This is a genomic window from Arthrobacter sp. 10T413_2, assembly GCF_056394205.1.
This window is the reverse complement of sequence record NZ_JBFTHK010000017.1, coordinates 1-22,780: the sequence shown is the minus strand read 5'-3', so window position 1 is coordinate 22,780 and position 22,780 is coordinate 1. Positions and strand designations below refer to the sequence as shown.

The following is a 22,780-nucleotide window of genomic DNA, read 5'->3' as shown; positions in this document are numbered from 1 at the left end:
CGGAGCGGACCGCCAGCCTCGGAGGTTACGGCCCTGGCCGCATCCGACTGACGCGAAATGTTCTTTTTTGCCACTTGACGTTCCTTATTGTGCGATTATGATATCTAATTATGTGAGCTGCTTCACGTCACCCGCGTTATTTCAAAGGAGAAATTATGACCATGCATGAGGACGCACTGCTCCGGGCTTCCAGCCAAGGCGGGTGGGACCGGCGGACGCTGCTGAAGACCTTCGGTGCCGGAGCAGTGGCCATGGCAGGCATTCCCCTGCTCACGGCCTGCACGGGCGGCAGCGCTCCTGCCAGCAGCGGCGCCAACACCGCCACGTTCGGTTCGGGTTCCTCGGATGAGGTCCCCAAGGCAGCCTACAAGGCCGTGACGGACGCTTTCGAGAAGAAATCCGGCATCAAGATCACCACCAATGTTGTGGCGCACAACGACTTCCAGAACAAGATCAACACCTACCTCCAGGGCAGCCCGGACGATGCTTTCACCTGGTTCGCCGGCTACCGCATGCAGTACTACGCCGGCAAGGGACTGCTCGCCCCKATCGATGACGTCTGGGAGAAGGTCGGTGGAAACTTCTCGGATGCCCTGAAGAAGGCGTCGACCGGCGCCGACGGCAAGATGTACCTGATCCCGAACTACAACTACCCCTGGGGCTTCTTCTACCGCAAGAGCCTGTGGACGGAAAAGGGCTACACCGTCCCCACGACGTTCGACGAACTGAAGACTCTGGCCACCAAGATGAAGGGCKACGGCCTGATCCCGATCGAGTTTGCGGACAAGGACGGCTGGCCCGCCATGGGCACGTTCGACTACCTGAACATGCGCCTGAACGGCTACCAGTTCCACATGGACCTCACCGCTCACAAGGAAAGCTGGGACCAGAAGAAAGTCAGCGACGTCTTCGACACCTGGAAGGCCCTGCTGCCGTTCCAGAACCCGAACTCCCTCGGCATGACGTGGCAGGACTCCGCGAAGTCCCTCGCGGACAAGAAGTCGGGCATGTACCTCCTCGGGTCCTTCCTCACCCAGCAGTACACGGACAAGGCCATCGCCGACGACATCGACTTCTTCCCGTTCCCCGAGATCGCGGTGGAGGGCCGGGATTCCATCGAGGCGCCCATCGACGGACTCCTCCTCTCCAAGAAGGGCGGCCAGAACCAGGCCGCCAAGGACTTCCTGGCCTACGTAGGCACCCCGGAAGGCCAGGATGTGTACGCCTCGGTGGACTCGTCCAACATTGCCACCGCCAAGGGCGCGGACACCTCGAAGTTCACGCCGCTCAATAAGAAACTGGCCGATGCCATCAGCGGCGCCAAGAACATCAGCCAGTTCTTCGACCGTGACGCCCTGCCCGCCATGGCCAACAACGTGATGATCCCGGCCCTGCAGACCTTCATCAAGGACGGCACGGTCGACGTCAAGAACCTGGAAGCCCAGGCCAAGTCCCTGTACGCCGCCCAGTAGCGGCGTGTCCCGACACGCATTTCCTGCGCGCCTTTTCCCCAGCAGTTACCAAAGCAAGGAATCTCCATGAGTGTCTCTACCAATCCGTCGGCKCGGGGGCGCAAGGCAGTTGCMCCCGCGCGGCGGGTTCGGCGGCTGTCCCGCCGCGACAAACTGGTGCTMGGCCTGATGGTGGGCATCCCCACGCTCATCCAGCTCGTCATGGTCTGGATCCCCACCCTCATGTCGGTCGGGCTGTCTTTCACCCGCTGGAACGGGCTTGAGCTGACCGACATCAAACCCGCCGGGGCCGAAAACTACCAGTTCATCGCCCAGGACTACCCGCCGTTCTGGCCCGCCATGCAGCACAACGTGCTGTGGCTGGCGTTCCTGGCCTTCGTCGCCACCCCGCTGGGCCTGCTGCTGGCGGTGCTCCTGGACCAGAACATCCGCGGCACCAGGATCTACCAGAGCATCTTCTTCGCCCCGGTGATGCTGTCCCTGGCCCTGATCGGGATCATCTGGCAGCTGTTCTACAACCGTGACAGCGGCCTCTTGAACTTCGTCCTCGGCACGGCAGGCACGCCCCAGGCCGTCGACTGGTTCGGGGATTCCAGCGTCAACATCTGGGCTGCCCTCTTCGCCGCCACCTGGCGGCACGCCGGCTACGTCATGATCCTCTACTTGGCCGGCCTCAAGGGCGTGGACCCCACCCTGCGCGAAGCGGCCCAGATTGACGGCGCCAACTCGGTCCAGACCTTCTTCCAGGTGATCTTCCCGGCCATGCGCCCGGTCAACGTCATCATCATCGTCATCACCGTCATCGAATCCCTCCGGGCCTTCGACATCGTCTACGTGATCAACCGCGGCACCAACGGCCTGGAACTCATCAGTGCCCTCGTCATCCAGAACCTCGTGGGCGAGGGACAGGTGATCGGCATCGGCTCCGCACTGGCCGTCATCCTGCTCGTCATCTCCCTGATCCCCATCACCTTCTACCTGTCCCGCGCGTTCGGAAAGGACAAAGAGGCATGAGCATCGCCCATCCAACCGATGCCGCTGCGGCAGGCACCCCGGCCGACGTCGCACACCGCAACTCCGGCGCTGGCAGCACCGGCCCCCGGCCCGGCCGCCCGGCCAACAACAAACAGGGAAAACGGCACTACGGCACTCACGGCTTSCTCATCGTCATGGCCGCGATCTGGCTGGTGCCCCTGGGCTGGGCCATCTTCACGGCCCTGCGCCCCAAGGCGGACACGGACAAGTACGGCTACTTCAGCACCGGCGGCGCCTTCAACTTCGACAACTTCACCCAAGCCTGGACCCAGGGCGGCTTCAGCCAGCTGTTCTGGAACTCAGTGCTCATTACCGTCCCGTCCGTGTTCCTGATCCTGTTCTTCGCCTCCATGATGGCGTTCGCCGTCAGCCGCGTGAGCTGGAAGTTCAACATCACMCTGCTGATCATGTTCACCGCCGGAAACCTGCTGCCCCCGCAGGTGCTCGCGGCCCCGCTCTTTGAAATGTTCAAGCACTTCGAGCTGCCCTACGCCATCAGCGACTCCGGAAACCTGCTCAACACCTACATCAGCGTGATCGCCGTGGACACCGCCTTCCAGATCGGCTTCGTGACCTTCGTGCTCTCGAACTACATGAAGGCCCTCTCCCCCGAACTCACCGAGGCGGCCCTGGTCGACGGCGCCGGCGTCTGGCGCCAGTACTGGGACATCATCCTGCCGCTGTGCCGGCCGGCCCTGGCCGCCATGGGCACGCTCGAAGTGATCTTCATTTACAACGACTTCTTCTGGCCCCTGCTATTCATCCAAAGCGGCGACCGCCTTCCGGTCACCACCGCGATCAACAACCTTCAAGGCCAGTTCCTTTCCAACTACAACCTGATCGCCGCCGGCGCCATGATCACGGCGGTTCCGGCCCTGATCATCTATCTGCTCCTGCAGCGCCATTTCGTGGCGGGCCTGACCCTCGGCTCCAGCAAAGGATAAAAGTGGACAACACCGTCAACGACACCGACCCCAATAACTCAGCTATGGACTACATCACCGCCCGCCTCGGCTCCGAGGGTTCCCCGATGCTGGCCTTCGGCGGCGACTACAACCCGGAGCAGTGGCCCGAGGAGACATGGGACGAGGACGTCCGGCTGATGCGCGAGGCCGGCGTCAACCTGGTCAGCGTCGGCATTTTCAGCTGGTCCCTCTTGGAACCGTCCGAGGGCGTCTACGAGTTCGGTTGGCTGGACCGGGTCCTGGACCTGCTGCACGCCAACGGGATCCGCGTGGACCTGGCGAACGCCACGGCGTCCCCGCCGCCCTGGTTCAGCCACAAGTACCCCCAGTCGCTGCCGGTAACGGCCGACGGCGTGCGGCACAGTTACGGTTCCCGGCAGGCCTTCGCCGCCTCAAGCCCCGAATACCGCCGGGCCGCCKCGGCGCTGACCGAGCAGATCGCCTTCCGCTACAAGGACCATCCCGCCGTGGTCATGTGGCATGTCCATAACGAATACGGCTGCCACAACCAGCCGGACTTCTCCGACGGCGCCGCCGCCGGTTTCCGGCGCTGGCTCGAACACCGCTACGGCAGCCTCGACGCGCTCAACGCCGCGTGGGGCACCGCGTTCTGGTCCCAGCGCTATTCGGCMTGGGACGAGATCCTGCCGCCGCGGACCTCCGGGACCTGGGTCAACCCGACCCAGCAGMTGGACTTCGCCCGCTACTMCTCMGACKAACTGCTCGAATGCTACAAAGCCGAGGCAGCGATCATCCGCTCGCACTCGGACCATCCCGTGACCACCAACTTCATGGGCTTCAACATGGGCCTGCACCAGCCGGTGGACTACTGGCGCTGGTCCGAGGAGATGGATGTGGTCTCCAACGACCACTATCTCATCGCCGAAGATCTGCGGAACTTCCAGGAGCTGGCGGCCACTGCGGACCTCACCCGCGGCTGGGCCAAAGGCAAGCCGTGGCTGCTCATGGAGCATTCGACGTCGGCCGTCAACTGGCAGCCCCGCAACATCGCCAAAGCCCCCGGCGAGATGCTGCGCAACTCCCTGCAGCACGTTGCCCGTGGCGCCGACGGCGCGCTCTTCTTCCAATGGCGGGCCTCGCGTGCCGGAGCCGAGAAGTTCCACTCCGGGCTGCTGCCGCACGCCGGCACGGACACCAAGATCTGGCGCGAAGTGGTCCAACTCGGCCAGACGCTGCGCAGCCTGGCCGAAGTCAGCGGCTCGACGGTCACGGGAGCATCCGGCCGGATGGACGTCGCCATCCTCCACGACACCGACGCCCGCTGGGCCTCGGAGCTGGACTCGCATCCAAGCGTGGACGCCTCCAACATCGCCGAAACCCGGCGCTGGCACGATGCCTTCTACCGGGCCGGCATCCCCACCGACTTCCGCCAAAGCACCGACGACCTCTCCGGCTACCGGCTCATCGTGGCGCCGATGCAGTACCTCATCAGCGATGCCGGGGCGGCGAACCTGGACGCGTACGTGCGCGCCGGCGGCCACCTCGTGGTGACGTATTTCTCCGGTATCGTGGACGAAAATGACCACATCAGGCTTGGCGGCTACCCGGGCGCGTTCAGCGGCCTGCTCGGCGTTCACATGGAGGAGTTCTTCCCGCTGCGCGCCGGGGAAAGCGTCCGGCTCAGCGGCTTCGGCGCAGGCAGCTGTTGGAACGAACTGGGACGGGCCACCACAGCCGAGGTCCTCGCTGCCGTGGACGAGGGACCGGCCGCAGGTTCGCCGGCCGTGACCCGCAACCGCGCCGGAAGCGGCCGCGCCTACTATGTCGCCACCACGCTCGCGCCGGAGGGCCTGGGCGAACTGCTCACCGTCGTCTGCGCCGATGCCGGGGTGCAGCCGCTCGTTCCGGACCTGCCGGCCGACGTCGAAGTTGCCCGGCGCAGCAAGGACGGGACCGACTGGACGTTCTGCATCAACCACGGGGCGCACGACGTCCGGCTTCCGCTGGAGGGCGTTGACGTGCTCACCGGCACCGAGCTCGACGGCGGGCTCGGCCTCGCCGCCGGAAGTGTCGCCGTCGTCCGTTMACGGGCCGCCCACCTGGTCGGCACGTCCGCCAGCCAGTCAATCCAGTCAATCCACTCACGMCCGTAAGGACTCCACATGTTAGCCGCAGCCCGCCATTCCGCMATCCTCGCAGAGGTCCAGCGTGAACGGATCGTCCGTGTCGCGGACCTCGCCAAGATGCTCGGCGTCTCCCTGATGACCGTGCGGCGGGACATCGAGGCCCTCGACGCGGCGGGCGCGGTGGAGAAGATCCACGGCGGCGCGAAGCTGCCGGGCGGGGCCAGCACCCACGAGCCGGGCTTCGAGCTGAAGGTGACCCAGCTCAAGGACGAAAAGATGGCGATTGCGCAGGAGGCAGCCGCCCAGGTGCGCGAGGGCATGGCGGTGGGGCTCAGTGCCGGCACCACCACCTGGGCGCTGGCCCAACTGCTGTCCGCCGGGCCCCGGATCACGGTGGTCACCAACTCGGTGCGGATCGCGGACGTCTTCCACCAAAGTTCCTCCCCGTCCACCGTGATCCTCACCGGCGGCGAGCGCACCCCCTCCGATGCCCTCGTCGGGCCGCTGGCCACCTCCTCGCTCAAACAGCTGCACCTGGACGTACTGTTCCTCGGCGTCCACGGCGTGGATGCCGACGCCGGATTCACCACTCCGAACGTGCTGGAAGCCGAAACGGACCGTGCCTTCGTCGCCGCGGCCCGCCGGGTGGTGGTACTGGCCGACCACACCAAGTGGGGCACCCTGGGCATCAGCACCATCGCCGCCCTCGAAGACGCTGACGAACTCATCAGCGACGACCTCCTGGGCAGTGAGGCCCGGCGGATCCTCGGCGAGCGCGTCGGCCGGCTCCGCCTGGCCCCGACAACGATGGCCCAGAGCGCCGCCTCAGGCTGACCGGCACGGCCCCGCCCACCCCCAAACCACTACGCCTGGAGCTACCGTGAACAATCCGGACCTGACTCTTGCCCCCGAGACCCGTTCCCCCCTGGGCGTCCCGCACGTGGAGCCGCTCTACCTGCGCCGTTCCGGAACGTCCCTGCTCATCGACTTCAGCACGGGCGAGCCCGCCATGCTCCACTTTGGCGCCGACCTCGGCCCGGCCCTCCCGGACCTGTCACTGCTCGGCGACGCCGTGCCGCACTCCGCCCTCGACATCCCGGTTACGCTGGGGCTCATCCCGCAGGCGTCCTCCGGCTGGCGGGGACGTCCAGCCCTCCGCGGCCACCGGAACGGCCAGGCGTTCTCGGCCTGCCTGCGGGTTGTCGCCGTCGAACGGGCGCAAGGGGACGGGTGCTCCGCCGTCATCACCCAGGCAGACCCGGATGCGGGCGTCACCGTCMGCACGGAGGTGAAGATCAACGACGGCGGCCTGCTTCAGCTCCGGCACCGGCTCCACAACGACGGCGGGGATCCCTACAGCCTCGACGAACTCGCAGCCGTGCTGCCGCTGGGCCGCGCCGCCACCGAGATCCTGGACCTGACCGGCCGCTGGTGCCGGGAGTCCCACCCCCAGCGCCTGCCGCTGCGCCAAGGAACGTGGGTCCGCTCGGGCCGGCACGGCMGGACGGGACATGATGCCTCGCTCCTGCTGGCCGCCGGGACCGCCGGCTTCGGCAACCGCCACGGGCAGGTCTGGGCCGTGCATCTGGGCTGGAGCGGCAACCACGAGAGTTTCGTTGATGCCTCAGCGGACGGCCGGACCGTTATCGGCGCCTCGGAACTGCTCGGCGGGGGCGAGATCACCCTGGCGGCAAACGCCAGCTACGAGACCCCGTGGTTGTTCGCAGCGTACTCCGCCGCCGGGCTGGACGGCATCAGCGATGCCTTCTACGCCTGGTTCCGCGGGCGCCCGCACCACCCCGGCGTGCGGTCCGGCAAAACCCGGCCCGTGGTGCTCAACGTCTGGGAAGCGGTGTATTTCGACCACCGGATGCCCGCGTTGCTCGACCTCGCCGAATCCGCCGCGCGGCTGGGCGTGGAACGCTACGTCCTCGACGACGGCTGGTTCCGCGGCCGGCGCAACGACACGGCCGGCCTCGGCGACTGGTACGTMGACGAGGACCTCTGGCCCGAGGGCCTGAGCCCGCTGATCGACGCGGTCACCGGCCACGGCATGGAATTCGGGCTCTGGGTCGAACCCGAAATGATCAACGAGGACTCGGACCTGGCCCGGGCCCACCCGGACTGGATCGCCGGACCGGCACCCCGGAGCGCCGGGGGGAACCAGGCCGCCRGGGGGAACCAGGCCGCYGGGGGGAACCAGGCCGCCGGGGGGAACCAGGCCGCCGGGGGCAGCCCGGCCGCTCCCGGCAGCGGCCCGGCCGGCCGGCTTCCGGAGCGCTGGCGGCACCAGCAGGTGCTGGACCTCGTCAATCCGGAGGCCTGGCAATACATCTTCGACCGGCTCGATGCCCTGTTGAGCGAATACCGGATCAGCTACCTCAAATGGGACCAGAACCGGGACCTGGCCGAAATGGGCCATGCCGGCCGCCCCTCGGTGCATGCCCAGACACAGGCCGTATACCGCCTCCTCGACGAACTCCGCAAAGCCCACCCCGGCGTCGAGATCGAAAGCTGCTCCTCCGGCGGCGCCCGCGTAGATCTCGGCATCCTCGAACGCACCGACCGGATCTGGGGCTCGGACTGCAACGATGCCCTGGAACGGCAGACAATCCAGCGGTGGACCGGCATAGTGGTGCCGCCGGAGCTCGTCGGATCGMATATCGGGCCCACCACGAGCCACACCACCGCCCGGACGCACGACCTCTCCTTCCGGGCCATCACGGCCATGTTCGGCCACTTCGGCCTCGAATGGGACGTCCGGCACCTCGCCGATTCCGAGCGCACCGAGCTTGCCACGGCCATCGCACTGTTCAAGAAGTACCGTCCCCTGCTGCACAGCGGGCGCATGGTGCGGGCCGACGAACCCGATCCGTCCMTCCGGCTCCACGGCGTCGTGTCCCATGACGGCGTCGAGGCCCTCTACGCGCTGGTGTCCGTGGCGACGTCGTTCGCCGAAGTCCCCGGGCGGGTCTGCCTGCCGGGGCTGCTGCCGGACGCCGGGTACCGGGTGGAAGCGGTCTACCCGGCGGCCGACGACGGCCGGGCGTTCCTGCAGGCGGTGCCGCCGGGGTGGCTCGGGGGCGGCGTCGAGGCGACCGGCCGCTTCCTGGCGGAGTCCGGCCTGCCAATGCCTGTCCTGAACCCCGAGCACGGGCTGCTCCTGTCCGTCCGCCGCGCCACCGCTGCCGAACCAGCCCCCGAACCATCCGGCGAACCCGCCGCGACCGGCGGCCACCCCGTGAGGGACTCTTAGCATGGGCCGGATTACGAAACGCGCCTACAAGCTCTCCGACGGCCGGGACATCATCTACTTCGATGACGCCGACACCGTCCTGCCGCCGGAGCGGGGGGAGGACCTCCGCGAGCCGGCCGTCCGGCCGCCCACGGCCACCATGCGCCAGGACGTCCTGACCGGCGAGTGGATTTCAATCGCGGCCGCCCGGCAGAACCGTGTGGTGCTGCCGCCCTCGCACCTGGACCCGCTGGCCCCGGCGTCGCCGGAGAACCCCTCGGAAATTCCGAGCCTTTACGACGTCGCCGTCTTCGAAAACAAGTCCCCGTCCTTCGGACCCGAGCTGGCCGGCGCCGCCGCACCGGAGGGTCTGGCGGACCTCGCCCGGGTGGGGCTGGGCCGCAGCCGGCCGTCCGTGGGCCGGTGCGAAGTGGTGTGCTTCTCCCCCGAACACACCGGTTCCCTCGCAGGACTGCCCTTGTCCCGGATGCGCACGGTGGTGGAGGCGTGGGCGGACCGGACGGCGGCGCTGTCGGCGCTGCCCGGCGTCGAACAGGTTTTTCCGTTCGAGAACCGCGGGGAGGCGATCGGGGTGACGCTGCACCACCCGCACGGGCAGATCTACGCCTACCCGTACATCACACCCCGCACGGCCCAGCTGATCCGCACGATCGAGAACTACGGCGGCCCGCTGTTCGAGGACATCCTCAGCTTCGAACAGAAATCCGAGCGGGTGCTGCTCCAGGGCGACCACTGGACGGCGTTCGTTCCGTTTGCCGCGCGTTGGCCGCTGGAGGTGCACATGCTCCCGCACCGGCACGTCCCGGACCTCGCCGCCACCACGGACGAGGAACGCGATGAGTTCTCCCGGCTCTACGGCCGGATCCTACGCGGCGTCGACGCCCTGTACGACACCCCCACCCCGTATATTTCGGCCTGGCACCAGGCCCCCGTCCACGCCCACCGGGACGACATCCGGCTCATGCTGCAGCTGACMTCCCCGCGCCGGGAGGAAACCAAGCTCAAGTACCTGGCGGGTTCGGAGGCGGCGATGGGCGCGTTCATCGCGGACATCCMGCCGGAAACGGCCGCCGCCCGGCTCCGCGAGGCCATAGAAAAGTCCGGCCGTTAGGCCCGCACGAGCCGGGCAGCGTCGGCCAGCAGTTCCACGGAACGCAGCCGGGCTTCGGTCMCGGTGCTCTGATGCGCCACGATCAGTTCGTCGGCGTCGGCGTGGTCCGTGAACTCCTCGAGGTAGGCGAGGACGGCATCAGGGGTGCCGACAGCGGAGTACTTCATCATCTGCGCCATGTGCTGGCCCTGCGGCGAGTCCAGGATCATGTCCGCCTCGTCGTCGCTGAACACACGCCCGTTGYCGAAGAACAGGGAAACCCTGGCCCGCTTGGTCGCCTGGAACATCGCCTGGGCTTCGGCGGCCGAGTCCGCGGCGATGACGTTTACGCCGGCGATCACGTGCGGGGTGTCCAGCTGCGCGGAGGGCCGGAATTCGCGGCGGTAGGTCGCCACCGCGTCCTGCAGCGCGGCAGGCGCGAAGTGCGAGGCGAAGGCGTACGGCAGGCCCAGCTGCGCGGCCAGCCTGGCCCCGAACAAGGAGGAGCCCAGGATGTACAGCGGCACGTTGGTGCCCTTGCCCGGGGTGGCCTCGACGCCCGGKATGCGGGTGGGGCCGGTCAGGTAGCCCTGGAGTTCCAGGACGTCCTGCGGGAAGCTGTCTGCCGACATCGGGTCGYGGCGCAGGGCCCGCAGGGTGTTCTGGTCGCTGCCGGGCGCCCGGCCCAGCCCGAGGTCGATCCTKCCCGGGTGCAGGGTTTCGAGCGTGCCGAACTGTTCCGCGATGGTCAGCGGCGAGTGGTTGGGCAGCATCACGCCGCCGGCGCCGAGCCGGATGCTGGAGGTATGGGCCGCAACGTGCGCGATCAGCACGCTCGTGGCGGAGGACGCGATCGAGGACATGTTGTGGTGCTCGGCGTACCAGATCCGCCGGTAGCCCCGGTCCTCGGCGAGCTGTGCCATCGCCACGCTTCCGGCGAAGCTCTCGGCCGCCGTCTGGCCCGGGCCGATGGTTGYGAGGTCAAGGATGGAAAGCGGAACAGTCACGGAAAAAGCCGGCCTTTCGTAGCGGAGCAGTGTTCGGACCAGGGTTGGGAGCCACGGTCCGGGCGGCGCCGGGTTTCCGGCGCGGGCACACTGGGGTCAACGACGGCGGCGCCCCGGATATTTCAGCGGTCGGATCAGCCGCACGAATAGTTGTAGTCAAGGCCTCCGGAKATGTACTGCGTCATCGAGACGCGGCTGCCTGGGGTCAACCCGGGAAGGGTGCAGTTCGCCTTCGCCTTGGCGGCTGATCCCGCGCCTGCAAGCCAGCTGGGCAATCCTGCCAGCGGGCTGGTCGACTTCACGGTTCCGGCGATCTGTCCCCACTGGTAGCCGGTCGAGTAGAGGCCCACGCGGGCGCCGATCCTCTTGAAATACGCAGTCATGCCCTCCAGGACAGCCACGTTGGCCGCTTTGTCGGTCTGCCAGGTGTTTTCCGCTTCCACATCCAGCCACCAGAGGTAGGACTGCGGGTTGCTGACACCGCGGCGTTTGGCGTCGTCCGACGCTTTCGCCCACCCGTACATGTAGGAGCAGGCTTTGAACGTCCCCGCGGCGCAGCTGCCGTAGGGGTTGGTGACCTTCACACCGTTGTACGTGTTCGACGTCGGCCACCAGGACCCCTGCCGGCCGGGGTTGGCGGTATTAACGTACAGCGCCACCCTCGGCTGCGCCGTCGTCGCAGGGGCCTTTGCCGTCTTCGCCCAGGCCAGCTGGCTCGCCAGGCACGGGTTCGTGTTGTTCGCCAGGCCGTGGTTGACGCCAACGATCGCGAAGGCGGGCTGTTTTGGCAAAGTGGTGCCGCATTGCGGCCAGGAGACGTCGATGCCCGGTCCCGGGGAGCTGGCGGTGGCGGCCGAGGCCGGTCCTCCACCCAGGAGGACAAGGCCGAGCGTCACTACAAAGGCCAGTACGATGCGAGGGAGCGAGTTGGGCATGCCACAGTCTAAGGCAAAATTTCTAATCGGTGGTGTAATTCGGCACGGGTCGCAATGCCCGCCAATGCGGCCCTCCTGCCGGCCCCTCAGCGCCCGGCCGGCGAGCCCGAAGGAATAGCCCGATGGAATAGTCAGCAGACTGAGGATGTTCCCTACCCTATGAGCCATGACAATCCACAGCATCCGGAACTATCCGCCACGATCGACCTGAAGGACCTGGGAACTGTCCACCGGCTGGGCTTCGGCGCCATGCGCATTGTTGGTGACGGCGTCTGGGGCGAGCCGGCAGACCGTGCTGCCGCGATCGCCGTCGTGCGCCGCGCCGTGGAGCTCGGCGTCGACTTCATTGACACCGCCGATTCCTACGGCCCCAACATCAGCGAGGAAATCCTCGCCGAGGCGCTGCACCCCTACCGGGACGGCCTCACGATCGCCACCAAGGTCGGATTCGCCCGCACCGGGCCCAACGCCTGGATACCGGTCGGCCGGCCCGAATACCTGCGCCAGCAGACGGAACTGAGCCTGCGCAAGCTCAAGGTGGACTCCCTGGACCTCCTGCAGCTGCACCGGATCGACCCCAAGGTGGACCGCGAGGAGCAGTTCACGGTGCTGCGCGATCTGCAGAAGGAAGGCAAAGTCAAAGCCCTCGGCCTGTCCCAGGTCAGCGTGGAGGAGCTGGAGGAAGCCGGGAAGTACTTCACCGTTTCCACGGTGCAGAACCGCTACAACCTCACCGACCGCAGCTCCGAGGATGTCCTCGGCTACGCGGAGGCGAACGGCATCGGCTTCATTCCGTGGGCGCCGATTTCCGCCGGGGAGCTCGCCCGGCCGGGCGGACCGCTGGACGAGGCCGCCAAACGGCTCGGCGCCACCACCTCCCAGGTGGCCCTGGCGTGGCTGCTGCGCCGCTCCCCCGTCATGATGCCCATCCCGGGCACCGGTTCCCTTCAGCATCTCGAAGAGAACCTCGCCGCGGCCGGCCTCGTGCTTGACGATGCCACCTACGCCGAACTCCACGCGGCCCGCTAAACCCCTCCACTACCCGCCGGCCCTGCCGGCAGAACAGGAACAACACCATGGCTAACATCCTGATGGTCGTCTCGGCAGCAAACTCCCTCACCATGCGCGACGGCAGCGAACACCCCACGGGCTACTGGGCCGAGGAACTCGTCGTCTCGCACCAGACCCTCCTCGACGCCGGGCACACCGTGCACATCGCCACCCCCGGCGGCCGGAAGCCCACCGTGGACGAGGTCAGTCTCGCGGCCGAGTCCGCAGGCGGCCAGGACCGCGCGGACGGCTTCCGGACGTACCTGGATTCGATCGACGCCGAGCTGTCCGCGCCGCTGGTGCTGGCCGACGTCGACGTCGCCGGCTACGACGCCGTCGTCATGCCGGGGGGCCACGGCCCCATGGCCGACCTCTACCAGGACGCCGACCTCGGCAGGATCCTCGCCGGCGCCAACGCGGCGGCCAAAATCATCGCGCCCTTCTGCCACGGCCCTGCCGGGCTGCTGAGCGCCACGGACGACGACGGCTCGTTCACTTTCGCCGGCCGCCGCCTCACTGTCTTCACCAATGAGGAGGAGCTGGGCGGCGGCACGGGGCCCAACACGCCGTGGTTCGTGGAGGACGTGCTGAAGGAGAAAGGCGCGATCGTGGAGAACGGTGCGGCGTGGACGTCCCACGTCGTGCGGGACGGAAACCTCATCACCGGACAGAACCCGCAGTCCAGTGAGGACGTGGCCAAGGAAGTCCTTAAGGCCCTCGCCGAATAGGCCAGCCCTAGCCGGGTCCGGAAACCCCGGACCCGGCTAAGCTAACCGCATGGCCATMAAATCCACTGCAGACAAAGTCGCCACGATCGTCCAGGGCTACACCCTGCAGGGCCCGACGATCGAGCTCGGAGCGGCGATCGTCGACGGCGAACTCCGCAAGGACGCCCCCGTCCGGCTGCCGCTCGCGATGATGAACCGGCACGGCCTCGTGGCCGGGGCGACGGGCACCGGCAAGACTGTCACGCTGCACATGATGGCCGAGCAGCTCTCCACGGCGGGCGTGCCGGTATTCMTCGCCGACATCAAGGGTGACCTTTCCGGGCTGGCCACCGCTGGCACCGGCAGCGACAAGCTCCTGGCCCGCACCGAGAGCATCGGACAGCCGTGGTCCGGCAAGACTTTCCCGGTGGAATTCCTGGCCCTCGGCGGCGACGGCCAGGGCATACCGGTCCGCGCCACAGTCACTTCCTTCGGCCCCATCCTGCTMTCCCGTGTGATGGACCTGAACGAGACCCAGGAATCCAGCCTGCAGCTCGTGTTCCACTTCGCGGACAAGAACAACCTCGAGCTGATCGACCTCAAGGACCTGCGCGCCGTAATCCAGTTCCTGACCTCCGCCGAGKGCAAGGACGAGCTCGAGGAACTGGGCGGTCTCTCCAAGGCAACCGCCGGCGTGATCCTGCGTGAACTGATCACGCTCGAGGCGCAGGGCATGGAGAAGTTCTTCGGCGAACCCGAGTTCGACACCGCCGAACTGCTGCGTACTGCGCCGGACGGCCGCGGCGTCGTAAGCTGCCTGGAGCTTCCCACGCTGMAGACCAAGCCCATGCTCTTCTCAACGTTCCTGATGTGGCTGCTCGCAGATCTCTTTGAGGACCTGCCGGAAGCCGGGGATCTCGACAAGCCCAAGCTCGTGTTCTTCCTGGATGAGGCCCACCTGCTGTTCAACGGCGCCTCGAAGGCTTTCCTTGACGCAATTACCACCACCGTCCGGCTCATCCGGTCCAAGGGCATCGGCATCTTCTTMGTGACGCAGACTCCCAAGGATGTCCCGGCGGATGTCCTGGGCCAGCTGGCAAACCGGGTGCAACACGCCCTACGCGCCTATACCCCGGAGGACGCCAAGGCCCTCAAGGCCACCGTCTCCACCTTCCCGACCAGCGACTACGACCTCGCAGAGACCCTCACCACGGCCGGCATCGGCGAGGCCGTCATCACGGTCTTGAATGAGAAGGGCGCCCCGACCCCCGTGGCACTCACCCGGCTGCGCGCCCCGGAATCCGTGATGGGTCCCAGCACCGACGCCCTGATCTCCAGCACCGTGGCCGGCTCCGCCCTCCTACCCAAATACGGCACCGCCGTCGACAACATCTCCGCCTACGAGAAAATCACCGCCGAAGGCGGCGGCTACACAGGCGCTGCCCCCACCGGGCCGGCGGCCGGCGCCGCGCACCACGGCGGCTCACGCGGCAGGGGGCACGGCGGCGACGGCGGCGCGGCTCCGGGCGGCGCCCTGGATCCGAACGCCATCGACGCCGAGGCCCGCCGGATCGAAGAAGAAATCCTTGGTCGGCCCAGCAGCCGCCCCGCGGAACCGCCGAAGCAGCCCGGATACGGGGACGCGCCCGAGCGGCAGGCACCGCCGACAGGCGGCGGTGGCATCGGTGGCGGCATCGGCGATGACCTTGCGGGGGCTTTGGGCGGAGGCCTCAAGAGCATGGCCCGCTCGCTGGGGACCCAGCTTGGCCGGGAGCTGCTCCGCGGAGTCTTCGGCACGTCCTCGAAACGCCGCCGCCGCTAGGATCCCGGCGCCGGCGAACCGGGGCCACGGTGTCCGGGCCGCGGGCGGCAATGCTCCGCGTCACAGACGCGGACCGTGACACCGGGTTTCCTGCGGCGTGCAGGTAACGTAAGAATCGTGCAAATGAGTCAGGCGTTGGTCAAAATCGCAGCAGGGTGGCTGCTGGGACTGATGCTTGCCGTGGCCGGAGCCATCGTGTCGATCAATCTGGTGAACAACTCCATTGCCGGTCCCMAGCAGCCCGTCCGGGAGTATCTCAGTGCCCTGCAAAAGGGCGAAGGCGAAAAGGCGCTGGGGCTACTGCACGCCTCCGTGCCGCAAAGCAATCCCGCAATGCTSGACGGATCCGCCCTGCAGACCRCAGCCGCACGCCTCTCCGACGTCAAGGTCGGCGATGCTGAAGAGCGCGGCGCGGACCAGGTCATGGTGCCCGTCGACTACACCATCGACGGCAGCAAGTTGCGGACCGAGTTCCTGCTGGAGCGGTCCGGCACCGAGTGGCTGTTCTTCCACAAATGGTCCTTCGTGCCGGCGGGGCTGCCCGTCCTGGACGTGACCGTGGTTAACTCCGGCGAGGCCACCCTGAACGGCGTACCGGTGAACATGCCCAACGGCCGCAACTCCTTCGCCGTCTTCTACCCTGGCGAGTACGAGGCCGCCCTGAACGGCCAGTACTTCTTGGCCCCGCCCACCCGGGCCACCGTGACCGCCGGAGACTCGCACCCGGCTCMGCTGAATCTCCTGACCGAGGCAACAGACTCCCTGAAGGCTGCCGTGAGCGGCAAGGTCAAGGAGTTCCTGGATTCCTGTGCMGACGAGGCCGACAAACAGCAGAAGCTGCAACCCGACTGCCCGTTCTACCACGCCACCAACAACCGCGTGCTTGACGGGACCATTGACTGGAGCATCACCGACTACCCCACCGTCAGCATCGAGCCGTTTGGCGGCCGCTGGGTGGTGGCACCCCTGGACGGCAAGGCCCGGATCAAAGCCCGCCAGGTGGATCTGTTCACCGGCGCCGTGACCGACATCAACACCGTMCATGATTTCAGCTTCACGACCCGTCTGGATATCGACGGCGACACCGTGAAGATCACGCCGCAGCTTAACTACTAGAACCGCAGTTGCGGGCCCGCCGGGCAGCCCCTCCCCGTCACCCAGGGCAGACTTTGCACCAGACGAAATCCCCGGATTCCCCTGAAACCCGGGGATTTCTTCTCCGCCGGCGGCCGAAAACCTGCTGCCCGTGACGCCTATCCGCGCGCCTTCATCCCGGCAAGGACAGCCAGGACCTCCGCGACCATTGCCGCCGGTGCGTGAACCACGTCCGCATAGTAGTAGCGGAGCACCGCATAGCCCCGGACGACGGAGCGGTTGTTGCGGCGATGGTCCTTCTTCACTTGGGCCCACTCACCGTGCTGACGCCCGTCGAGCTCCACGATCAACCTGCCCTCCAGCAACAAATCCACGTACCCGACGCCTTCAATGTAGACCTGCGTCTCCACCTTGATGCCTGCTTGTCGGAAATACATTCGCGCCAGGGTCTCGAGCAGGGACTCTGCGCCGCGGTCAACCCACGTGAGGACATCCCGGGCCTTGCCATTGCGCGTCCCGGGAAGTCGCTGCCGTAGGAAATCCAACGTCATGTCGCCCCTCCCGACGGCACACTCGACCATGATCAGGGACTCCCGGAACGGCAGGCAGCGCAGCGCATGGATGAGGACATCACCCAGGGCTGCAACCGGCCGGTGCGGATGCGGCTCAAACAGCAGTCCACCGTGCCGCGATTCCCCGTCTGCCGTTTCCCCGCGCCGGTGGTACACATGCCGCGGACCCGTCGGTTCCAACGCCCAGAGCCCGTAGAACGGCGCGGCACTCACACACGTGAGCAACTGCCTGCGCCGCAACAACGCGACGTAGTCGGGCACCGCCGTCGGAAGCGCGTAAAGTCCGCGGCACGGCTGCCGGGCCGCTCCCGAACGCACGGCACGGCGGAGAGCGGCGTCGTCGACGCCCAAGCGGGCGAGGGCCGGCCGGCGGGCGGCTCCCCCGCAGATGGTTAGGGCCTTCACGACGTCCATAGGGTTACGTTGCCGCCTGAACGCGGGCCGCGACACCCGCACGGAACGCTATGTGGATAGTCTCGTGTCACGCCAAGCAGGTTCTTGCGCGGTCCAGGATTCAGCACTCCCGGAATCCGGGGCCGCCCGGCCGGGACTAAGCCAAAAGGCTGCCGTCCATGACGACAGGTCACGGACAGCAGCCTTTTGTCAGCTGCGGCTCAGACTCGCCGGCTCAGTCMATTCCGCGCAGGTCCAGGACCAGCTCGGTGTCGCCGTCGGCCTGCAGGAGCACAGGGATGCCCCAGTCCTGCTGGTACAGGTGGCAGGCCGCGTGGTCCGGGATCTCGCCGTCGGCGTCTTCGGGGCCATCGCACGCCGCCGCGCGGGCAGTGATGTGCAGGACGCCCTCGGGAACGTCAGAGGACAGTTCCAGGGTGCGCTGCAGGCCCACGGAGGTCCCGCCGCCGGAGACCAGCAGTTCGGGCGGCGTGGACGAGATCTTCAGCTGGGTGGGATCGCCCCAGCGGTCATCCAGCTTTTGCCCGGTGGGGGCGGTGAAGCGGACGGCCAGCTCAAGCGGCCCGGGCGCGACGGGGCTCTTGGGCCGGTGGGTCTGTGCCGCGCCCTCGTCCACCTGCTGCGCTTCCTTCGGGATGGGGACGTAGACCAGCTGGTGCTTATTGGCCTCGACCACCACCAGCAACGGCTCGGCTCCGGCCACCMGGGTGTGGTCCACAATGACGTCCGAGGGCTCGGACAGCCCGCGTGMCAGCGTGGAGACCGTCCCCGTGGCGGGGTCGAAGCGGCGGACGGCGCCGTTATAGGTGTCGGCGATTGCCACCGAGCCGTMAGGAAGCACCGTCACGCCCAGGGGGTGCTGCAGCCGTGCCTCTGCGGCGGGGCCGTCGCGGAAACCGAAATCGAACAGGCCCTTGCCGACGGCGGACTCGACGGTGATGCTGCCGGCGTCGTCAATCACCAGTTTGCGCAGGGCAGAAGTCTCGGAGTCGGCCACCCAGATGTTGCCTTCGGCGTCCTCGGCGAGGCCGGAAGACTGGGCGAACCAGGCTTCGGCGGCCGGGCCGTCGAGGAGTCCCTCGAGGCCGTTGCCGGCGATGATCTTGACGGCGCCGGACGTCGGCTCGAAGCTGAAGATCTGGTGCACGCCGGCCATCGCCACCGCCACGGCTTGAAGTTTGGCGGACCAGACCACATCCCACGGGGAGCTCAGGGACACCGCCAGCGGGTCCGCCTCCAGCCGGGCACCGTAGGCGGCACCTTCCTCGTTGACGCGGGCCGGCCCGGTTTCCAGCAGCCGCTGCACGCCGTTGCCGGCAAGCGTCCGGACTCTTCCGTCTGCCAGCGAGAGTCCGCGCAGCCGGTGGTTCACGGAATCGGCAATCACGACGTCGTAGCCGGTCTCCGCGGCGACCTCCGCGGGCAGCAGCACGAGGCCCTGCGGTTCATTGAACCGGGCATGGGCGGCCGTACCGTCGGTGTGGCCTTTTTCGCCGGAACCGTAGGTTGCCAGGACGGTCTGGAAATCCGTGGAGAGCTCCACGAGGCGGTGGTGCCCGGTGTCGGTGACGAGCCAGGAGCCGGCTTCCGTGGCGCTTCCGACGCCGCGGCCGGCAGGGAGGTACAGAGCCTTGCCGGGGAAGCGAAGCGTTCCCGACGTCGGCTCCGGCGCCACGTAGGGGCCGTCGCCGCGGTGTAGCGTGCCTTTGGCCTCGTGCTCGGCGATCAGCTCGGGGATCAGCACGGCAAGGCCGTCGGCGTGGCCCTCGCCGGAGAGGTGCGCCACGATGTAACCCTCGGGGTCGATGACCACGAGGGTCGGCCAGGCGCGGGCCGTGTAGGCCTTCCAGGTCTCCAGCTCCGGGTCGTCAAGGACCGGGTGGCGGATCTCGTAGCGTTCGACGGCGGCCGCCAGCGCCACGGGGTCCGCTTCGTGCTCGAACTTGGGCGAATGCACGCCCACGGTCACGAGGACGTCGGAGTACTGCTGCTCAAGCGGGCGGAGTTCATCCAGGACGTGCAGGCAGTTAATGCAGCAGAACGTCCAGAAGTCCAGCAGGACGATCTTGCCGCGCAGGGATTCGAGGTCCAGGGACTTGCCGCCTGTGTTGAGCCAGTTACGGCCCACCAGTTCGGAGGCCCGGACTCGGAGGTGGGTGCGTACGGTGTCGGTCATCAGCGTCCTTCCAGCTTTGAATTGCGTTCGGCGAGCCTGGCATCGCGTTCTGCCAGCTTGGCAAACATGTCGTTGTAAGCGGTGAGATCGGCGTCGTTATTCCTGTCCGCCGCCCGGTCGGTGCGTTTGGACTCGCGGGCGTCGGAGCGGGACCACATGATGGCGACGCCGATCGCCACCAGAAGCGTCGGTACTTCGCCGATGCCCCAGGCCACGGCACCRCCCATTTGCTGGTCCAGCAGCGCGGAGGGGCCCCACGGCCGGCCGAGGTTGCCGAAGTAGTCTGCGGCCAGCAGCCCGGTACCGCCCATGATGGCGACTCCGAAGAACGCGTGGAAGCCCATGGTGGCCAACAGGAGCAGCAGCCGCATKGGGTATGGGGCGCGGCGCGGCAGCGGGTCGGTGCCGATCATGGTGAGCACAAAGATGTAGCCGGTGAGGGCGAAGTGCAGGTTCATGAGTTCGTGGCCCACGTGGTCCCGCATCGCGTAACCGAACGCGTCAGAATAATAGAAGAGCACGATCGAGCCGGCGAAGTTGGCTGCCGCGAACAGCGGGTGGGTCACCAGCTGCGAGAACTTGGAGTGAATGATGATCAGCAGCCACTCACGCGGTCCGCGGGAGCTGTCCCGACGCGGCGTCAGCGCCCGKAGCGCCAGCGTCATGGGGGCGCCGAGAACCAGGAAGATAGGGGCCACCATGGTCAGGGCCATGTGGTCCACCATGTGGGCGGAGAAGAGTATGCGGCCGTAAACCGAGGGCGGCCCCGAGGTCACGTACGTTAGGACTACGAGTCCGATCGCCCAGTTGACCGTCCGGAACCAGGGCCACGAGTCGCCCCGTTGCAGGATCTTCCGGACACCGAGGAAGTACGAGACGAGGGCAAAGACCACGACGGCGATCCAGAGCCAGTCGGGCCGCCACTCCGTAAGCCACCGTTCCGGCGTCAGCTCCGGCGGTAGTTCGTAGCCGGAGAGAAGGAAGGCCGGCGACGCCTCGGGGGCAAAGGTGGTGGGCTGTGGCGGGGCAGAACGCCCCAGCGCCACGGCAATCCCAGAGGTCGCCCCCATGATGATCAGTTCCACGATCACGAGTTGCCACAGCACCCGGCGGGCGGACCGGCCCATGGCGCGGTTGCCCAGCTGCGGGATGACCCAGCGGCGGTGCATGAGCCCAATGCCGCCCAGCACCAGGACCGCTGCCGTCTTGGCGAGGATCAGTTGCCCGTAGGCCGAGCCGAAGAGGTCGCTCCATGTGGTGAGGCGGATGCTGGCATTGATCACGCCGGAGGCAAAGACCAGGGCGAAAGCAAAGCCTGCGAGGGAGGAGAACCGGCGGAGGGTCGGCTCGGTGATGTCTGGGGTCCCCGCGGACGCGCCCTTGTTGCGGCCGCCGGCACCTGGGCCGCCCAGCACGCCGGAGAGGAGCGCCAGCATGATGATGCCGCCAACCCAGGCAGATACGCCTACCAGGTGCAGGCCGAGCGAGTTGATGGCGCCCTCATGGTCGCTGGAGCTCGACGAGTGTCCGATCAGGGCGGCCGGGACCAGCCCGATCAGGGCCAGGATCAGCGTGAGTGCCAGCCCGCCGCGGGAGCGCACCCMGAACAGGACGGTAGTAACGACGGCGGCGATGATCACCACGGTCAGCCAGGCGCGTCCCGTTTCGATATCCGTCATGAAGTACACGAGGGACCGCGTGAATTCCGGATCCCCGGAAATACCCTGCCCTGCAATGTCGGCGTAGCCCAGGACCAGCACGGCGATCGCGGAGAGCGTCCAGACGGCGCCTGCGGMGGCGGCCACCCCCAGCGCCCGGGTGAAGGCCGGATGCTCCGGGGCGTCCCGTTGCTTGGACCGGGAGCCGGTCCTGTCCCGCGGGAGGATGCCGACGGCGAAGATCAGCCCGCCGATCACGGTGGCCACCGCGACGTTGTGGATTGCTTTGCTMACCGGCAGCCCCCAGCGCACCAGCGCCCCGGGATCAGAGACTTCGCGTGCGGCTGCTGCTCCGGAGAAGATAAGTGCCGCGGCCAGGCCCACGAACAGCGCGGCAAGGCCGGCAATCAGCCACGGCCGGGAAATCCCGTCGGGACCTTGGCCGGGGCCGCGCGCGTCCCCGGGGACGGGCGCTGCGGTTGTGGGAGTGGGATTTACTGCGGAAGGCACCCTTCCATTGTCCGCTACGCCGCCCGGCTCAGCGAATCGGCCCCGACCTCGAACGGCTGAATCGGCTAAGCAAATCTGGCGAACCGGGTTGGGACGCAGAAGGAGCGGCAACCCGAGGGTTGCCGCTCCTTTCAAGCGTGAGAAGAAGACTACTTCTTCTTGGCGACTGCAGCCTTCAGCTTGGAGCCGGCGGTMAGCTTGACGCTGTGGCCAGCGGCAATCTGGATGGTCTCGCCGGTCTGCGGGTTGCGGCCGGTGCGAGCTGCACGGTCGGTACGCTCGACTGCGAGCCAGCCCGGGATKGTGATCTTCTCGCCCGCGGCGACAGAGGTCTCGAAGACCTCGAACAGTGCGTCGAGCACGGAGTTGACTGCTGCCTGGCTGGTGCCGGCCTTGCCCGCTACCTCTGCAACAACTTCACTACGGTTCTTAGCCATTTATGTCCTCCTGGACGGTCATGATTTCTGGAGCCTGCACACGGCATGCGTACAAACCACTGTTCGAAAACTTACCAGCTTGGCGCCGCCKAGGTGGCAAATTCCGCGTGTTTTCGGCGTTTTTTGGGGAAAATCACTGGATTCGACGCCGATCGCGGTCAAATTGCGCCGAGAGCGGACGCCCCTCCATCAGTGCCGTTTTCACCACGGTCCGTCGCCGTCCGTGCTGCCGGACTTCCCAACGCATGATGGCACCGCCAGGCTGGTATCCGGGCAGCCTGCGGGCCTGTGTCTGACGCTCGCTCACGTCCTGYAGTGATCGGCCCGACGCTGCCGCACGCCCCGGGGGTGTGTCGGTGGTGCGGGACGATCGCGGGGGCGTGCCCGGTACTGGGGGAAGGTGTGGGCAGCACTTTCCGGGGGTGCGGTTTAAATGCGGGAGGACCCCAACCTGGTGGTTGGGGTCCTCGACCTGTAATGATGTTCCGGCGG

17 protein-coding genes are annotated in these 22,780 nt (G+C 67.3%); 11 read left to right on the top strand and 6 right to left on the bottom strand.

The genetic code is table 11. The annotated features are described in order from the left end of the window. Positions 1-155 precede the first annotated feature (155 nt). The 7 genes from AC1DBQ_RS05000 to galT all read left to right on the top strand — a co-directional run bounded on the left by AC1DBQ_RS05000 (position 156) and on the right by galT (position 9,926). Positions 156-1,472, top strand: a complete 1,317-nt coding sequence (locus AC1DBQ_RS05000; protein WP_476927453.1) for an ABC transporter substrate-binding protein — start codon at positions 156-158, stop codon at positions 1,470-1,472. A gap of 66 nt (positions 1,473-1,538) precedes the next feature. Then, complete coding sequence (locus tag AC1DBQ_RS04995) at positions 1,539-2,486, top strand: carbohydrate ABC transporter permease (RefSeq protein WP_476927452.1); 948 nt, start codon at positions 1,539-1,541, stop codon at positions 2,484-2,486. After that, on the top strand, positions 2,483-3,451 hold the full coding sequence (locus AC1DBQ_RS04990) for a carbohydrate ABC transporter permease (protein WP_476927451.1): 969 nt from the start codon (positions 2,483-2,485) through the stop codon (positions 3,449-3,451). The genes AC1DBQ_RS04995 and AC1DBQ_RS04990 overlap by 4 nt, the downstream gene beginning before the upstream one ends. Before the next feature lie 2 nt (positions 3,452-3,453). Beyond that, complete coding sequence (locus AC1DBQ_RS04985; protein WP_476927450.1) at positions 3,454-5,586, top strand: beta-galactosidase; 2,133 nt, start codon at positions 3,454-3,456, stop codon at positions 5,584-5,586. A gap of 9 nt (positions 5,587-5,595) precedes the next feature. Continuing rightward, complete coding sequence (locus tag AC1DBQ_RS04980) at positions 5,596-6,393, top strand: DeoR/GlpR family DNA-binding transcription regulator (protein WP_476927449.1); 798 nt, start codon at positions 5,596-5,598, stop codon at positions 6,391-6,393. 106 nt (positions 6,394-6,499) lie between these two features. Further along, positions 6,500-8,815 carry an alpha-galactosidase gene (locus tag AC1DBQ_RS04975; protein WP_476927472.1) on the top strand — a complete coding sequence of 772 codons (2,316 nt, stop codon included), beginning with the start codon at positions 6,500-6,502 and terminating at the stop codon, positions 8,813-8,815. A gap of 1 nt (position 8,816) precedes the next feature. Next, complete coding sequence (gene galT / locus AC1DBQ_RS04970) at positions 8,817-9,926, top strand: galactose-1-phosphate uridylyltransferase (protein WP_476927448.1); 1,110 nt, start codon at positions 8,817-8,819, stop codon at positions 9,924-9,926. Here the strand turns inward: galT and AC1DBQ_RS04965 are convergent. Both AC1DBQ_RS04965 and AC1DBQ_RS04960 read right to left on the bottom strand, forming a co-directional pair. Continuing rightward, entirely contained in the window at positions 9,923-10,912 is a 990-nt protein-coding gene (locus tag AC1DBQ_RS04965) for an LLM class flavin-dependent oxidoreductase (RefSeq protein ID WP_476927447.1), read from the bottom strand. The genes galT and AC1DBQ_RS04965 overlap by 4 nt on opposite strands. Positions 10,913-11,046: 134 nt before the next feature. Next, positions 11,047-11,847, bottom strand: a complete 801-nt coding sequence (locus AC1DBQ_RS04960) for a glycoside hydrolase family 25 domain-containing protein (RefSeq protein WP_476927446.1) — start codon at positions 11,845-11,847, stop codon at positions 11,047-11,049. Between the two features lie 159 nt (positions 11,848-12,006). On the opposite strand from AC1DBQ_RS04960, the gene AC1DBQ_RS04955 reads away from it, so the two are divergent. The 4 genes from AC1DBQ_RS04955 to AC1DBQ_RS04940 all read left to right on the top strand — a co-directional run bounded on the left by AC1DBQ_RS04955 (position 12,007) and on the right by AC1DBQ_RS04940 (position 16,542). After that, positions 12,007-12,876: an aldo/keto reductase gene (locus AC1DBQ_RS04955; protein ID WP_476927445.1), complete on the top strand. Its 870-nt coding sequence runs from the start codon at positions 12,007-12,009 to the stop codon at positions 12,874-12,876. A gap of 47 nt (positions 12,877-12,923) precedes the next feature. Further along, positions 12,924-13,625 (top strand): type 1 glutamine amidotransferase domain-containing protein, encoded by a 702-nt coding sequence (locus AC1DBQ_RS04950; RefSeq protein WP_476927444.1) that lies wholly within the window; start codon positions 12,924-12,926, stop codon positions 13,623-13,625. Between the two features lie 49 nt (positions 13,626-13,674). Next, entirely contained in the window at positions 13,675-15,426 is a 1,752-nt protein-coding gene (locus AC1DBQ_RS04945) for a helicase HerA-like domain-containing protein (protein ID WP_476927443.1), read from the top strand. Between the two features lie 123 nt (positions 15,427-15,549). Then, positions 15,550-16,542: a hypothetical protein gene (locus AC1DBQ_RS04940; RefSeq protein WP_476927442.1), complete on the top strand. Its 993-nt coding sequence runs from the start codon at positions 15,550-15,552 to the stop codon at positions 16,540-16,542. 137 nt (positions 16,543-16,679) lie between these two features. On the opposite strand, the gene AC1DBQ_RS04935 is transcribed toward AC1DBQ_RS04940, so the two are convergent. The 4 genes from AC1DBQ_RS04935 to AC1DBQ_RS04920 all read right to left on the bottom strand — a co-directional run bounded on the left by AC1DBQ_RS04935 (position 16,680) and on the right by AC1DBQ_RS04920 (position 22,288). After that, entirely contained in the window at positions 16,680-17,507 is an 828-nt protein-coding gene (locus AC1DBQ_RS04935; RefSeq protein WP_476927441.1) for a DUF559 domain-containing protein, read from the bottom strand. A 214-nt stretch (positions 17,508-17,721) separates the two neighbouring features. Beyond that, a complete protein-coding gene (locus tag AC1DBQ_RS04930; RefSeq protein WP_476927440.1) occupies positions 17,722-19,683 on the bottom strand; it encodes an NHL domain-containing thioredoxin family protein in 1,962 nt (653 codons plus the stop codon). Further along, positions 19,683-21,851, bottom strand: coding sequence for a bifunctional copper resistance protein CopD/cytochrome c oxidase assembly protein (locus tag AC1DBQ_RS04925; protein WP_476927439.1), 2,169 nt, complete (start codon positions 21,849-21,851; stop codon positions 19,683-19,685). Before AC1DBQ_RS04925 ends, AC1DBQ_RS04930 begins: the two co-directional genes overlap by 1 nt. 149 nt (positions 21,852-22,000) lie before the next feature. Then, complete coding sequence (locus AC1DBQ_RS04920; RefSeq protein ID WP_476927438.1) at positions 22,001-22,288, bottom strand: HU family DNA-binding protein; 288 nt, start codon at positions 22,286-22,288, stop codon at positions 22,001-22,003. Positions 22,289-22,780: the final 492 nt, after the last annotated feature.